This is a genomic window from Ruania suaedae, assembly GCF_021049265.1.
Lineage (GTDB): Bacteria > Actinomycetota > Actinomycetes > Actinomycetales > Beutenbergiaceae > Ruania > Ruania suaedae.
This window is the reverse complement of the sequence record NZ_CP088018.1, coordinates 1,959,905-1,973,384: the sequence shown is the minus strand read 5'-3', so window position 1 is coordinate 1,973,384 and position 13,480 is coordinate 1,959,905. Positions and strand designations below refer to the sequence as shown.

The 13,480-nt window shown below is 71.9% G+C and carries 18 protein-coding genes; 8 read left to right on the top strand and 10 right to left on the bottom strand.

Annotated elements, in window-relative coordinates:
• Positions 1-85 precede the first annotated feature (85 nt).
• Entirely contained in the window at positions 86-535 is a 450-nt protein-coding gene (locus LQF12_RS09150; RefSeq protein WP_231052634.1) for a hypothetical protein, read from the top strand.
• Positions 536-560: 25 nt separating this feature from the next.
• Here the strand turns inward: LQF12_RS09150 and LQF12_RS09145 are convergent, their stop codons facing one another.
• The 3 genes from LQF12_RS09145 to LQF12_RS09135 form a co-directional block, all read right to left on the bottom strand.
• Positions 561-1,388, bottom strand: a complete 828-nt coding sequence (locus LQF12_RS09145) for a MerR family transcriptional regulator (RefSeq protein ID WP_231052633.1) — start codon at positions 1,386-1,388, stop codon at positions 561-563.
• A gap of 40 nt (positions 1,389-1,428) precedes the next feature.
• Positions 1,429-1,767: a nuclear transport factor 2 family protein gene (locus LQF12_RS09140; RefSeq protein WP_231052632.1), complete on the bottom strand. Its 339-nt coding sequence runs from the start codon at positions 1,765-1,767 to the stop codon at positions 1,429-1,431.
• A gap of 82 nt (positions 1,768-1,849) precedes the next feature.
• The gene (locus LQF12_RS09135) at positions 1,850-2,374 is read right to left on the bottom strand and encodes a CGNR zinc finger domain-containing protein (protein WP_231052631.1); all 525 of its coding nucleotides are present in this window, start codon (positions 2,372-2,374) and stop codon (positions 1,850-1,852) included.
• A gap of 66 nt (positions 2,375-2,440) precedes the next feature.
• Between LQF12_RS09135 and LQF12_RS09130 the strand changes: the two genes are divergently transcribed.
• Positions 2,441-3,319: an alpha/beta fold hydrolase gene (locus LQF12_RS09130; RefSeq protein ID WP_231052630.1), complete on the top strand. Its 879-nt coding sequence runs from the start codon at positions 2,441-2,443 to the stop codon at positions 3,317-3,319.
• Positions 3,320-3,333: 14 nt separating this feature from the next.
• Here the strand turns inward: LQF12_RS09130 and LQF12_RS09125 are convergent, their stop codons facing one another.
• Together LQF12_RS09125 and LQF12_RS09120 are read right to left on the bottom strand one after the other, a co-directional pair.
• Complete coding sequence (locus tag LQF12_RS09125) at positions 3,334-4,122, bottom strand: SDR family NAD(P)-dependent oxidoreductase (protein WP_231052629.1); 789 nt, start codon at positions 4,120-4,122, stop codon at positions 3,334-3,336.
• Positions 4,119-4,712, bottom strand: coding sequence for a TetR/AcrR family transcriptional regulator (locus LQF12_RS09120; RefSeq protein WP_231052628.1), 594 nt, complete (start codon positions 4,710-4,712; stop codon positions 4,119-4,121). The genes LQF12_RS09125 and LQF12_RS09120 overlap by 4 nt, the downstream gene beginning before the upstream one ends.
• A 67-nt stretch (positions 4,713-4,779) precedes the next feature.
• On the opposite strand from LQF12_RS09120, the gene LQF12_RS09115 reads away from it, so the two are divergent.
• Both LQF12_RS09115 and LQF12_RS09110 read left to right on the top strand, forming a co-directional pair.
• Positions 4,780-5,829 (top strand): zinc-binding dehydrogenase, encoded by a 1,050-nt coding sequence (locus LQF12_RS09115; RefSeq protein ID WP_231052627.1) that lies wholly within the window; start codon positions 4,780-4,782, stop codon positions 5,827-5,829.
• Between the two features lie 46 nt (positions 5,830-5,875).
• Positions 5,876-6,901, top strand: coding sequence for a sodium:calcium antiporter (locus LQF12_RS09110; RefSeq protein WP_231052626.1), 1,026 nt, complete (start codon positions 5,876-5,878; stop codon positions 6,899-6,901).
• A 24-nt stretch (positions 6,902-6,925) separates the two neighbouring features.
• Here LQF12_RS09110 and LQF12_RS09105 read toward each other — a convergent pair whose 3' ends face one another.
• The 5 genes from LQF12_RS09105 to LQF12_RS09085 form a co-directional block, all read right to left on the bottom strand.
• The gene (locus LQF12_RS09105) at positions 6,926-7,690 is read right to left on the bottom strand and encodes an ABC transporter permease (RefSeq protein WP_231052625.1); all 765 of its coding nucleotides are present in this window, start codon (positions 7,688-7,690) and stop codon (positions 6,926-6,928) included.
• Positions 7,687-8,475 carry an ABC transporter ATP-binding protein gene (locus LQF12_RS09100; RefSeq protein WP_231052624.1) on the bottom strand — a complete coding sequence of 263 codons (789 nt, stop codon included), beginning with the start codon at positions 8,473-8,475 and terminating at the stop codon, positions 7,687-7,689. The genes LQF12_RS09105 and LQF12_RS09100 overlap by 4 nt, the downstream gene beginning before the upstream one ends.
• Positions 8,472-8,837, bottom strand: coding sequence for a DUF1048 domain-containing protein (locus LQF12_RS09095; RefSeq protein WP_231052623.1), 366 nt, complete (start codon positions 8,835-8,837; stop codon positions 8,472-8,474). Before LQF12_RS09095 ends, LQF12_RS09100 begins: the two co-directional genes overlap by 4 nt.
• Position 8,838: 1 nt before the next feature.
• Positions 8,839-9,186 (bottom strand): PadR family transcriptional regulator, encoded by a 348-nt coding sequence (locus LQF12_RS09090; RefSeq protein WP_231052622.1) that lies wholly within the window; start codon positions 9,184-9,186, stop codon positions 8,839-8,841.
• 116 nt (positions 9,187-9,302) lie between these two features.
• On the bottom strand, positions 9,303-10,148 hold the full coding sequence (locus LQF12_RS09085; RefSeq protein ID WP_231052621.1) for an endonuclease/exonuclease/phosphatase family protein: 846 nt from the start codon (positions 10,146-10,148) through the stop codon (positions 9,303-9,305).
• 31 nt (positions 10,149-10,179) lie between these two features.
• Here LQF12_RS09085 and LQF12_RS09080 point away from each other — a divergent pair, with 31 nt between their 5' ends.
• The 4 genes from LQF12_RS09080 to LQF12_RS09065 are packed head-to-tail and all read left to right on the top strand — an operon-like array spanning position 10,180 to position 13,470.
• Positions 10,180-11,337: a Nif3-like dinuclear metal center hexameric protein gene (locus LQF12_RS09080; RefSeq protein WP_231052620.1), complete on the top strand. Its 1,158-nt coding sequence runs from the start codon at positions 10,180-10,182 to the stop codon at positions 11,335-11,337.
• Entirely contained in the window at positions 11,334-12,065 is a 732-nt protein-coding gene (locus LQF12_RS09075; RefSeq protein WP_231052619.1) for a zinc ribbon domain-containing protein, read from the top strand. The genes LQF12_RS09080 and LQF12_RS09075 overlap by 4 nt, the downstream gene beginning before the upstream one ends.
• 2 nt (positions 12,066-12,067) lie before the next feature.
• Complete coding sequence (locus LQF12_RS09070; RefSeq protein WP_231052618.1) at positions 12,068-12,727, top strand: histidine phosphatase family protein; 660 nt, start codon at positions 12,068-12,070, stop codon at positions 12,725-12,727.
• The gene (locus LQF12_RS09065) at positions 12,727-13,470 is read left to right on the top strand and encodes a DUF1353 domain-containing protein (RefSeq protein WP_231052617.1); all 744 of its coding nucleotides are present in this window, start codon (positions 12,727-12,729) and stop codon (positions 13,468-13,470) included. The genes LQF12_RS09070 and LQF12_RS09065 overlap by 1 nt, the downstream gene beginning before the upstream one ends.
• The last annotated feature ends 10 nt before the right edge of the window (positions 13,471-13,480 follow it).

Below are 13,480 nucleotides of genomic sequence, written 5' to 3'. Positions count from 1 at the left end.
GGCGATGCCGGCGGCCCGTCTCGCCGTCAGGCTGGTGTCCGAGGCCCGGTACGGGCCGGCTACACGAAACGGAATGAGGACTGTGATGTGTGAACTCATCGCGAGCAAGACGACGCCATCGCGAGCACCGGCGCGGCGGGCGGCCCGCACCTGGGCGGCCCTGGCCGGCGGCGCCGTCGCGGTGGCCGGCCTGGCCGGGTGCAGCGCCATGGAGAGCTCGTCGGCGGTGACCTACGAGGTCGAGGTGGTCTCGGGAGGTAGCGACGCCGACAACGTGCGCGTGGAGTACACCAGCCGGGAGACGGGACTGAGCCCGCAGGAGACCACCGGGGCCACCGTCTCCGCCGGCGAGGCGACGCCCGCCACCTTCGAGACCCTGGGCATGGCCGACGACGAGGTGTCCATCGCCGTCCAGGGTGTACCCGAGGCGGTGCTGAGCTGCACGGTCATCCAGGACGGCTCCGACGTGCTCGAGGAGCAGGAGTCCGGCGGACCCGGCGAGCCGGTGACCTGCACTGCCACCGTGGCGGAGTGAGGGCCTGGAGCGCGCCGGAGCCTGGTCACGGCGCGAGGAGCCACGCGACGAGGGTCCGCCAGCGGCTCGGCTCCTGTGTCTCGCGCGGACCGACGAGGTAGATCTCCTCCACCAGGTCCTGGCGCGCGAGGTCACGGCGGGCCGCGAACGCACCGACGGCACCGTAGGTGAGGTCGATGTCGTCGTGCGGCCCGGTGTGCGTGGCGACGGCTGCGGTCCGTTCGGGCAGGTGCACCTCGCGCACGGTTGGCGGTGCGCCGTCGGAGAGGCGGGTGTGGGAGGGCAGGTAGACGGTCGCGCTGCCGTGGCCCTCGCTGAACAGGTGGTGCGCGTACCGCCCGCCGGGCGGCTGCACCGGCCGCGTCCCGGCCGCGTCGTCGAGATCGCGCATGGCCTCGTCGTACCAGCTCAGGTCGCTGCCGGGTGGGACATCGACGGAGACGGCCAGCACCCGCTGGGCCGGCAGGGTCTCGATCGTGACCTCCCGCTCGGCCTCGGGATCGAGCAGCTCGCGCAGCGCCTCGACCGCGCGCTGGGTCCGGCCGAGCCGGTCCTCCAGACGGCGTAGGTGGGTGACGACGACCTGCCGGGCGGCGGGCTGACCGTCCTCATCCTCCCCGGTGCCCCGGCCGTCGCCGGTGAACCGGCGGATGTCGGCGAGGGGGAGGTCGAGCTCACGCAGCCGCCGGATCGTCAGCGCCGGGCCGACCTGAGCGGTCGAGTAGCAGCGGTACCCGCTCCAGGGGTCGACCTCGGCAGGCACCAGCAGCCCCTGGTCGTGGTAGCGCCGCAGTGTCCGGATGCTCAGGTGGGTCACACGGGAGAACTCGCCGATGCTCAGTCGATCCCCCACTGTGGCGTCCTTCTCCCCGCGCCGGCCGGCCCGCGTGCTCTCAGGGTGCGATCTCGAGCTCGGTGATCTGCCCCTGCGGGTCGCGCCGGAAGGCGAACTGCAGCACGACCGGACTGCCGGGGAACTCACCGGAGATCTCCGCCGTCACCGTCGGCGCCTCCGGGCCGCCCGAGACCTCATGCAGAACGTAGCGCACCGCCGGGGCCTGGGTCCGCCAGGCGCGCACCTGCGCCGGGCCATGGTGCTCGCGCCCTTCGTCGCGCACGACGGCATCGTCGGCGAACAGGGCTACGTACTGCTCGGGGTCGGGGTCGGGGTCGGTCGCCGCAGCGAGGTAGCGCTCGGCGAAATCATGCACGGTCGTGGCGTTGCCGGACATCGGTGATCCTGTCGTCTCGATGGGGAGGGTCGCCCTCACCATGGACCCTCTCCTGGGGCGAGACTCAAGCCCTTCGCCGCGATCATGACGGCGGACGCTGCCGCGCGTGGTGTCTGCGGGCCTTCATGCGGTTGCCGCAGACCGCCATCGAGCACCAGCGCGCAGTGTTGGACTTCGAGTGGTCGATCAGGAAGAGCCGGCACTCGTCGTTGCCGCAGGGGCGAAGCCGCCTGGGTTCGGTGAGCGTCACCTGGGCCCAGGCGATCACCACACGCGCGGCGACGAGCTTCTCGATCGGGCCCTCGAGCTCCCACCGCAGACCGTCTGCCGAGAGTGGCAGCGGTCGCTGCACGACCTGCGCCAGGGCGAGGTCCAGGTCCGGGTGCGGGGCGCCGTCGATGGTGGAGGCCTGGAGGGGCTCGCGGATCCGGCGGAGCTCGCGCACCTCGGCCTCGGTGCCCTCGCCGCCGAGGTCGCGGGCCAGTGCCCGGGTATAGGTGCTGTCCGCGAGCAGGTCCGTCACCGCGCCTGCCTCCATGGGCGTGGAGTTCAGCAGCGTGAGCAGGAGGTGCTCGTCGTCCTGGGTCGACCTAACCATCGTGGGCATGTTGAAAGGTTACCCGATCCGTGGTTGGGTGGCGTAACCACCAAACAATCGCATAGGAGTTAGATCATGATCTCGACCCAGACGCACCACCGGTTCGCCGAGGTCGACGGGCACACGATCTTCTACCGGGAGGCCGGCTCGCCGCAGGCTCCGACGCTCGTGCTGCTGCACGGCTACCCCACGAGCTCGTTCATGTTCCGCGAGCTCATTCCCCGCCTCGCCGCCCGGTTCCACGTCATCGCGCCGGACCAACTCGGCTTCGGCCTCTCCGACGCTCCCGGCGTGGAGGAGTTCGCGTACTCCTTCGACGCGCTCGCGGACCTCACCGCCCGGCTGCTCGACCAGCTCGGCGTCGACTCCTACGCGATCTACGTCCAGGACTACGGTGCCCCCATCGGCTGGCGCCTCGCGCTGCGGGAGCCCGCCCAGGTCTGGGCAATCGTCAGCCAGAACGGCAATGCCTACGAGGACGGCTTCGTCGACGACTTCTGGCAGGGCATCTGGGACTACACCGACGACCCCGGGCCGGACAACGAGGCAGCGCTCCGCCCGGCGTTGGGCGCGGACCTGATCCGCTGGCAGTACGTGCACGGCGTCCCGGACCCGAGCGTGGTCAGCCCGGACACCTGGCTGCATGACGCGGCGCTGATCGCCAGGCCCGGGAACGACCTGATCCAGCTGCGGCTGTTCCGGGACTACGTCAGCAATGTGCGCCTCTACCCGAGGTTCCATCAGTACCTGCGCACGTCCCGGGTCCCGGTCCTGGCCGTGTGGGGCAGGAACGACGAGATCTTCGGCCCGGCCGGCGCCGAGGCGTTCCGCCGCGACGCCCACGAGCCGGAGATCCACCTGCTGGACGGCGGCCACTTCCTGCTCGAGAGTGCGCAGGCGGAGGTCGCCGAGCTGATGACGGACTTCCTCGAGCGCCGGACCGAGCTGCGGTGAGCTCCTCCGGAAGGTCAGGGGTGCAGGTAGGAGGCGCCGTTGACGTCCAGGACGGTGCCGGAGGACCACAGGGCGTCGGGGGAGGCCAGGTGCAGGACGGCGGCAGCCACCTCCTCGGGCGTACCGACGCGACCGAAGGGGCTCTGGTCCCGGATGGCTCCGCCGTCGGGGCCCTGGAGCTTGGCTGCCTGCCGCTGGGTGGCGATGAACCCCGGGGCGACGGAGGTCACCGAGATCCCGTGGGGCGCCAGCGAGATCGCCAGCGACTGCCCGAGCGAGTGCAACCCCGCCTTCGAAGCGGCGTAGGCGGGATGGTCGGGCTCGCCTCGCAGGGCGCCGCGCGAACCGACGTTGACGATGGCCCCACCTGCCTGCGCGGCGATGAGGTGCTGCGCCACGGCCCAGCTCAGGTGGGCGGCGCCGAGGAGGTTGACGGCGACCATGGCCTCCCAGGCGGCGGTCCAGTCCTCGAACGTCGAGTCCTGGATCGGGTGGGCGTTGCCTGAGCTGGGTCCGGTGGCGGCGTTGTTCACGAGCACGGACAGGCCGCCCAGTGCCTCGGTTGCCTGCTCGGCGACGTGACGCGCGGTCCCGGGTCGGCTGAGGTCGCCCCGGACCAGCGCGTGGCCCGAGCCCGGGAGATCGGCGAGGGTCCGCTCGGCGGCCCCGATACTGTGGTCGTAGTGGACCGCGACGCGGTCCCCCCGCGCTGCGAACGCCAGGGCGACAGCGCGCCCGATCCCGCCGGAGGCTCCGGTGACCAGGACGCCCCGCGGGGACTTCTCGTTCTCGGTGGGGGTCATCGTGCCTCACTCTCGGACAGGCTCTCGGACAGGCTGGCCCGGACGAGCTCGCGGGCCGTCTCCATACTCTCGGACACGGTGCCCAGCCCGAGCGGCTGGGTGGCCAGCGCTCCCTCGTGCAGCAGGAGCAGCCGGGTGGCCAGCGCGGCCGGCTCGGCGCAACCGGCCCGGGTGGCCAGATCGGCGAACAGGCGGTGCAGCCACCGCTTCTGGTCCACGGCGATCCGGTGCGCCGGATGGGCGGGATCGGGCAGCTCGGCGAGTGCGTTGATGAAGGCGCACCCGCGCGTGCTCGTCGCCGTCCAGGTGCGTAGGGCGGCGAACGGGGCCAGCACCGCCTCGCCGGCGTCATCGCACGCCTCGATCGCGGCCAGCACCGCCTCGCGCCAGCGCTGGTCCCGGCCGGCCAGATACTCGGCCACGAGAGCGTCCTTGGAGCCAAACCGGTCGTAAAGCGTGCGTTTGGTGACGCCCGAGTGCTCGGCGATGAGGTCGACACCGACGGCCGTGATCCCGCGGGAGTAGAAGAGGTCCTCGGCCGTGGCAAGGATGCGCCGGCTGGCGGGGGTGGCGGCGGAGAGGTCCGGCACGGGGCACCTGCTTCACAGATCTGTGTACTATGGGTGAGTTCACCGATCAGTATACCCGGAGGTAGCGATGACACTCCCGACCACCATGACCGCGGCACGCCTGACCCGTCACGGAGGGCTTGACGCGCTGGAGGTGGCTGAGGTGGCCGTGCCCGCCCCCGGTGAAGGCGAGGTCCTGGTGCGCGTGGCCGCCGTCGCGCTGAACAACACGGACCTGTGGACCCGGGAGGGGGCCTACGGCAGTGCCGAGGACCCGGGTGCCCAGCGCGGATGGCGTGGCCGGATCGACTTCCCACGTATCCAAGGAGCGGATGTGGCCGGTCGTGTCTGCGCGGTCGGTGCGGGCGTGGCCGAGGACCTGCTCGGCCGGCGCGTCGTGGTCGACCCCGCCATCTACGATGACGACGGGCCCGACGCGAACCCCGTGGGCCTCATGGGCAGTGAGCGTGACGGCGGCTACGCCGAGTACGTGACGGCGCCCGCCGCGCAGGTGCACGATGTGAGCGATTCACCGCTCACCGACGACCAGCTGGCGAGCCTGCCGACCGCCTACGGCACGGCCCTGGGGATGATCGAACGGGGCCGGCTCCGGGCGGGGGAGACCGTGCTCGTGTCCGGGGCGTCCGGCGGCGTGGGACTCGCCGCGGTACAGCTCGCGCATGCTCGCGGGGCGCGCGTGGTCGCGATCACCAGCGCCGGGAAGATCCCCGCGGTCCGGGCGGCCGGCGCGGACGCGGTGGTCGACCGGGGCGATGACCTGCGCGCGCAGCTGCGCAGCGTGACCTCCGAGGGCGTCGATGTCGGACTCGACGTCGTTGCCGGTGGCCTGGTCCCCGAGGCTCTGCCGCTGCTGCGCGAGGGCGGGCGCTGGGTGGTGGCCGGTGCGCTCGGTGGCTTCGACGTCGCTCTCGACGTGCGCCGTCTCTACCTGCACAACGCCCAGCTCATCGGATCCTCCATGCACACGCCGAGCCATTTCGCGCTGCTGATGCAGCTGGCACGGGAGGGCGAGATCCGTCCGGTCCTCGCGGCGACCTTCCCGCTGGGGCGCGCACGTGAGGCCCAGCAGGAGCTCGCCCGCCGCGCGCACGTCGGCAAGATCGTGCTGCATCCCTGATCTCGCCCGCCCGGCGCGATCAGGAGCAGATGCGTAGGGTAACCGGATGTGGCCCCTGCTGCCGAGCGCCCTGGCCCTGCTCGCCATGGCCGCCGTCATCGTCGTCGCCGGCGTCCGGCTCACCCGGGTGGCCGATGCCCTGGCCGAGCGCACCGGGCTGGGCGACGCCATCGGCGGCGCCCTGCTGCTCGGAGCCGTCACCTCCCTGCCGGGCAACGTCACGGTCGCGACGGGTGCGTTGAGCGGTGATGCCGCCTTCGCCCTGGCCAACCCCGTCGGAGGGGTGGCCCTGCAGACGGTGTGGCTGGCCATCGCCGATCTCGTCTACCGGCGGGTCAACCTCGAGCACGCCGCCGCGTCGCTGCAGAACGTCCTGCAATCGGTGCTGCTGCTGGCCCTGCTCGCCGTGCCGGTGATCGCCTACGCCACCCCCACGCTGATGGTCGGCTGGGTCCACGTGCTGACCCTAGCGATCCCGCTGCTGTACGGCTACGGCCTCGTCCTGCTGCGCCAGATGCAGCGCGACCCGATGTGGCAGCCGACCCGGACGGCCCAGACCGCCGACGACGACAGTGCCGGTGAGAACCCGGAGGAGACCGCCGGCGACCAGCCGCCGCTGCGCCGCCTGTGGTTCACGCTGGCCGGCCTCGGTGTGATCGTCGGGGTGGCGGGCTGGATCGTCGGCCGGGCGGGCCTGTCGCTGGTGGCAGCCACCGGTCTCGAGGGCGGGCTGGTGGGATTCACGTTCACGACGGCGATCAGCTCGCTGCCCGAGCTCGTGGTGCTGATGACGGCGGTGCGGATGGGCCAGCTCACCCTCGGCATCGGCAACATCGTCGGCGGCAACGTCTACGACATGCTCATGCTCGCCCTCGCCGACGTGGCGTACCTGGAGGGATCGGTCTACAGCGCCGCCGGCCAGGACAGTCTCATCCTGGTCGGCGGAACGCTGCTGATCACCGCGATCCTCATCGCGGGCCTGCTCGCACGGCACCGGCGCGGTATCGGCTTCGAAGGCGTCTCGATCCCGGTGATCTACCTCAGCATCATCGCGCTGATGGTCTGGGCCTGACGTGGCGCGGCCGGGCACAGATGCTCAGCGCGTCCGGCGGCGATAGAGCCTGGTCGCGACGAGGGAGGCGAGCACCAGGATCGTGAGCAGCCACGCCAGCGCGATCCAGATCTCGTTGCCCACGGGCTCCTCGGCGAACAGCGCCCGCACGGTGTCCACGATCGCGGTCACGGGCTGGTGCTCGGCGAACCATGCCACCGGACCGGGCATGGAGGCGGTGGGTACGAAGGCCGAGCTGATGAACGGCAGGAAGATCAGCGGGTAGGAGAAGGCGCTGGCGCCGTCGACCGTGGTCGCCGACAGGCCGGCGATCACCGCCACCCAGGTCAGCGCGAGGATCACCAGGGTGAGGATGGCGACCACGGCCAGCCAGGCGCCCACCGAGGCCCCGGTCCGGAAGCCCAGGAGCACGGCGACGACGGTGACGATCGCGACCGCGGCCAGGTTCGCGGCCAGCGAGGTGAGCACGTGGGCCCAGAGCACGCTCGGTCCGGCGATCGGCATCGTCCGGAGGCGATCGACGATGCCGCCCTGCAGGTCGAGGAAGAGCCGATAGGAGGTGTAGGCGATGCCCGAGGCGATGGTGATGAGCAGCACCCCCGGCAGCAGGTAGCTGACGTAGGGCTCACCCGTGCCGGTCTCGATCGCGCCGCCGAGCACGTAGACGAAGAGCAGCATCAGGGCGATCGGGGTGATCGCGGTGGTGATGATGGTGTCCGGGCTGCGCAGGATGTGGCGCAACGAGCGCTGGGTGAGCGCCCCGGTGTCGCTGAGCGCGTGGGCGATCATGAGGCCTTCCTCCGGTCGTTCGTGGTGGTGGTGAGCGCGAGGAAGACGTCCTCGAGCGAGGGGAGCTTCGGCACGTACTCGACCGCCGTCGGCGGCAGGAGCGCCTTGAGCTCGGCCACCGTGCCGCTGCGGAGAATCCGGCCCTCGTGCAGGATCGCGACGAGGTCGGCCAGCGCTTCGGCCTCGTCGAGGTACTGGGTTGTCAGCAGCACGGTGGTCCCGCCCCGGGCGAGCCGGCGGACCGTCTCCCAGACCTCGAGGCGGCCCTGCGGGTCGAGCCCGGTGGTCGGCTCGTCCAGTACGACGACCGCCGGGTCGCCGATCAGGCTCATCGCGATGTCGAGCCGCCGGCGCATGCCGCCGGAGTAGGTGGCCGTGCGCCGCGTGCCTGCCTCGGTGAGGTCGAACCGGGTGAGCATCCGCTCCGCGATCGAGCGGGGGTCCTTCAGGTGCCGCAACCGGGCGACGAGCTCGAGGTTCTCCCGGCCGGTGAGGACCTCGTCCACGGCCGCGAACTGGCCGGTGAGGCTGAGCGCACGGCGGACCTCGCGGCTCTGGGTGGTGACGTCGAAGCCACCGACCGTGGCCGAGCCGGTGTCGGCGGGCAGCAGGGTCGACAGGATCCGCACCAGCGTGGTCTTGCCCGCGCCGTTGGCCCCGAGCAGGGCGACGATGGTGCCCGCGGCGACGTCCAGATCGACGCCGCGGAGCACCTGCACCTCGCCGAAGGAGCGGGTGAGGCCACGGACGCTGATCGCGACCCCTTCCTCGCGTGGGGCGGTCATCGCGGGTTCCCGGTGGCTGCGTCGAAGGTCCGGAGCAGGCGCGTGCGCTCCTTGTCCAGCCACTGCGTCCCGGTGTAGGCGCGGGCGAACGTCTCGGCGAACTCCACCGGGTCCTCGCCCACCAGGTCGCTGACCGGGGTGGAGTCGAGGGCTGCCCGCTCCCACAGATCGGCCAGGTCGCCGAACATCTGGACGATGGTGTCGCCGTAGATGTAGCCGCCGTAGTACATGAGGTAGCGGTGCAGACCATTCGCGGTGCTCCGGTAGGGCTCGGGGAGCGCGTCCAGGCGCGCCTTCGACTGCTTGTACTGCTTCTTCTGCTCCAGGGACCCCGTCAGGGCCTCGATCCACTTGGCCGCCATGTCAGCCGTCTCCTTCTCGTGAGGTGTCGATGTCGCGGAGGGTGTCGATGCGCTCGGAGAGGAAAGTCCACGACGTCCAGAACTCCTCGAGCTGGGTGCGGCCGGCGTCGTTGAGGCTGTACACCTTCCGCGGCGGGCCCTTCTCGGACGGGACCTTCTCCACATCCACCAGGCCGCGTTGTTCCACCCGCACCAGCAGGGCATACACGGTCCCCTCGACCAGGTCGGTGAAGCCCTGCGCGCGCAGTTGCGCGGTGATCTCGTATCCGTAGGCCGGGCGTGCGGCCAGGGCGGCGAGCACCACGCCCTGGAGCGTGCCCTTGAGCATCTCGGTCATCTGGCTGCCCATGCGCGCTCCTCTACTCAGTGTCGCTGACTACTGGTAGACAGTAACGCTAGGTACCGGTACTTGGCAACACTGAATACCGGGAGGGATATGCCATCTCGTCGCGGTTCCGATGCTGCTCAGGACGCGGTCAGTTCCAGATCCGCGATCACCGGCAGGTGGTCACTGGGGAGCGGCTCGCCCGCCGGCAGGGGAGCACTGACCGACGTGACCCGGACGCCGGGGGAGACCAGCACATGATCGATCCGGCGGGAGTCGTCCCGGGCGGTGCCGATCACGCGATCGAGATCCCAGCCGTGGAAGGTGGCACCGGGTCGGGTGGCGGGCGCCCCGGCCCACGCGTCGCGCAGCACTCGGCCGGCGGCGAGCAGGGGCGGGCTACCCGGCCACGCGTTGAGATCGCCGAGGAGGACGTGCGGACCGGCGGCGTTGCCCATCCTCGCCAGCACCTCGCGCATGCCCAGGACGCGCGCGTCCTCACGCCGGTGATCCAGATGCACGTTCCACACGGTGAGCCCGGCGCGGGCGGCTGTCGCAGCTGGGTTCGGCGGAGTCGATGCGATCGATGCCCCGTGCGGGACCTCCGGCCGCAGGCGGGCCCAGGTGCAGATCCTCGGGTACTCGGTGCCGGGAGCGAGACTGGGAACCTCGGGGGTGCGGGAGAGCCAGAACGTCCCCCAGTCCTCGATGGTCCATCGCTCGCTCCGCACGAGCAGCGGGCCGTGCTCGCCGGCAGTCCCGCCGTCGTCGCGGCCGACCCCGACCACGTCGTAGCCGGGCAGCGCTGCCCGCAGGTCCGCGAGCTGGTGGGGCAGGACCTCCTGCAGTCCGACGACGTCGGCCGCCCCGACGGCGATCTGCGCCGTGACCGCGCCGCGACGAGGAGACCAGGGCGTGCGTGGGGATGCCGCTGAATCGCACGTGATGTTGTAGGTCATCACGCGCAGCGCCGGGCCCGGGCTCATGAGTGTCAGCGTAGGCGGGTAGGTTCGGGGGATGGACGCACCGCTGCACCTGCGCGAGGTGATCGAGCTGCTGGAGAGGCGCTACCCGCCGAGCACGGCCGAGGCGTGGGACGCCGTCGGACTGGTGGTGGGGGAGCCGCAGGCGCCGGTCGAGCGGGTGCTCTTCGCCGTCGATCCGACCGAGGAGGTCGTGGCCGAGGCCGCGGCCGCCGGCGCCGACCTGCTGGTCACCCATCATCCGCTGCTGCTGCGACCGGTGACCTCGGTGGCGGCCACCACGCCCAAGGGCCGGGTGGTTCATCGCCTCGTCTCCGAGGGCATCGCGCTCTACGTCGCCCACACGAATGCCGACATCGCCGCGGGTGGCGTCAACGACGCGCTCGCCGGTGTGCTGGACCTGGCCGACACCTCGCCCCTTGTCCCCGCACCCGGCCCGGAGCTCGACGTGCTGGTGGTCTACGTGCCGGAGCCGGACGCCGAGGCGCTGCGCGGGGAGCTGGCCGCAGCCGGCGCGGGCGCGGTGGGGGACTACAGCGGGTGCGCGTGGTCGGTGACCGGCACGGGCGAGTTCACCCCGGGCGAGGGCGCACGCCCGGCGATCGGCAGCGTCGGCACCCACGAGCAGGTGGCCGAACGCCGCCTGGAGATGGTGGTCCCGCCCGGCCGGCGCGACCGGGTCACCGAGGCACTGCGCCGGGCCCACCCGTACGAGGAGCCCGCCTTCTCGTTCCTCGCCACCCACGCACCCTCCCCAGCGGTCGGCTCGGGCCGGATCGGGCGGCTGGAGGAGCCGGTCACGCTGCGCCGGTTCGCCGCGATGGTGACCGAACGACTGCCTGCCACCGCGGCGGGCGTGCGGGTGAGCGGCGACCTCGATCGCCCGGTGCATACCGTGGCGGTGTGCGGAGGCGCCGGGGACTCCTACCTCGAGGCGGCGCGCCGCGCCGGCGCGGACGTCTACCTCACCGCCGATCTGCGTCACCACCGGGCCGGCGAAGCCCGCGAGGAGGACGGTGCCCCCGCGCTCATCGACGCCGCGCACTGGGCGACCGAGTGGCCATGGCTGCCGGTCGCCGCCCGCGCCCTGGACGGGGACTGCGACGGACGGGTGGAGACGATCGTCAGCACCCGGGTCACCGACCCGTGGACCACTAGGCTGGGCGGAGCCGAGACCGGAGGAACCCTGTGACCACTGCCCCTGCTGCCGATCAGCGACGTCTGCTGGACGTGCAAGCGCTCGACACCCAGCTCGCCAAGCTCTCCCACCAGCGTAGATCCCACCCCACCCTGAGCACGCTCACCGAGCTCGAGGGCCGTGCCGAGGACCTGGGCCGGGCCAAGACCGCCACCGACACGCTCGTCTCGGATGTGCGTCGCGAACTACGCAAGGCGGAGTCCGACGTGGAGCAGGTGGAGAACCGCGCCGCCCGGGACCGCCAGCGGCTCGAATCCGGCGCCGGGTCGCCCAAGGATCTGCAGGCACTCAGCAGCGAGCTCGAGTCCCTTGCCCGCCGCCAGTCCGCGCTGGAGGAGGTGGAGCTGGAGGTGATGGAGCGGCTTGAGGCCGCCGAGAAGGATGCGGCGGCGATCGATGAGCAGCTCGCCGCCATCCGCGCCGAGGTCGGGCAGGTCGAGGCCGAGCGGGATGCCGCGTTCGCCCGGATCGACGAGGACCTCGCCGACGTCACCCGCCGCCGGCAGGTGGCGGCCGAGGGCATCGACGAGACGCTGATGGCGTTGTACGACAGGGTGCGCTCCCAGACCGGAGGACTGGGCGTGGTGGCGCTGCAGGGGGAGTCGACCGTCGGGGTCCACCTCACCCTCAGCCTCACCGAGAAGGCCGCGATCGCCGCCGCCGCGCCCGATGAAGTCCTGCGCAGCGAGGACTACGGCTACATCCTCGTCCGGCTCCCGTGAGCGTGAGCGGCCCGTCCGGCACCGCGGTGGACGTGGTCCTGGTGCGCCATGGCGAGACCCCGCTCACCCCGCACGGTGCCTACTCAGGATCGGGAGTGCCGGGGCCGTCCCTGACCATGACGGGCCGGGAGCAGGCCCACGCCGCGGCGCGGCTCGTCAGCAGGATCGGTACCGATCTGTTCGCGGACCTGGCCGCACCGTCGGTGCTCCTCACGTCACCGATGGTGCGCACGCAGGAGACCGCGGCCGTGCTGTCCGAGGCCCTCGGCCTGCCGGCGCAGATCGAGGCACGTGCCCGGGAGTGCGACTTCGGTGACTGGGAGGGCCTTCGTCCGGAGGAGATCGACGCCCGCTGGCCCGGCGAACGGGCAGCCTGGCACACCGATGGCACCATCGCCGCCCCCGGCGGCGGGGAGTCGACGGCCGATGTGGGCGTGCGGACCGAGGCGCTGCTGGCGGATCTGCACCGCGAGCATGCCGGGACCACGGTGGTGGTCGTGGCCCACGCCGTGAGCATCCGTGCGATGGTCGGCAGCTCGTTGCTGGCTCCACTGGGAGGTTGGTGGCGCTTCCGGCTGCTGCCGGCGTCGACCACCGTGCTGCGCCGCTACGCCGACTCCTTCACCCAGGTCCTCGGCGTCGGACTGCCCGGGCAGGACTGATGGGGCGCTTCTTCGACGTCGCCGACGGCGGCCCGGTGCGGCTGGAGGTCCGCAGCGTCGACGGCCGGGACTTCACCCTGCTGCGGCGGATCGGCTATCTCAGTGACGACTACGACCAGCCGTTCGTGGTGCCCATCGACCTGGAGAGGTTCCGGACCGACTTCGCCTCGGTGCCCTGGATCTTCACCTGGCTGGTCCCGCGGAGCGGCCGCTATGCCGCCGCCGCGGTCCTGCACGATGCGATCGTCGTCGAGGGGGACTATGACGGGCCGGTGATCGACCGGGTCGAGGCCGACCGGATCTTCCGCGTGGCGCTGCGCGAGCTGGGCACCCCGGTGCTGCGGAGCTGGCTGATGTGGGCAGCCGTGAGCATCGCCACGATGTGGACGATGCCGCAGCGGCGGTGGCGCTGGCGCGGTGCGGTGGTGCTGCTGATCGGGATGGTCACCGCGGTCGGCCTGGTCGCCACCGGCGACCTGTTCGACCTGTGGTCGGTGCTGCCGTGGATGGGCGAACGGAGCCTGGCGGCCGAACTGGCTGCCGGGGCGGCCGCCGCGGTCGTGGTCCCCTCCGTGCTCGCCTTGAGCTGGGGTCGCTTCGCCCGTGCGGGCATCATCACCGGCGTCGCGCTGGCCTTCCTCGTGCACGTCACGCTCGCCATCGTCGCGCTGTTCGGCCTGTATCGCCTCGCCGAGCGCCTCGTCTCCGGGCCCACGCCGAGCGTGGCGCCGGCCGACAGGTAGGGCCTCGTCC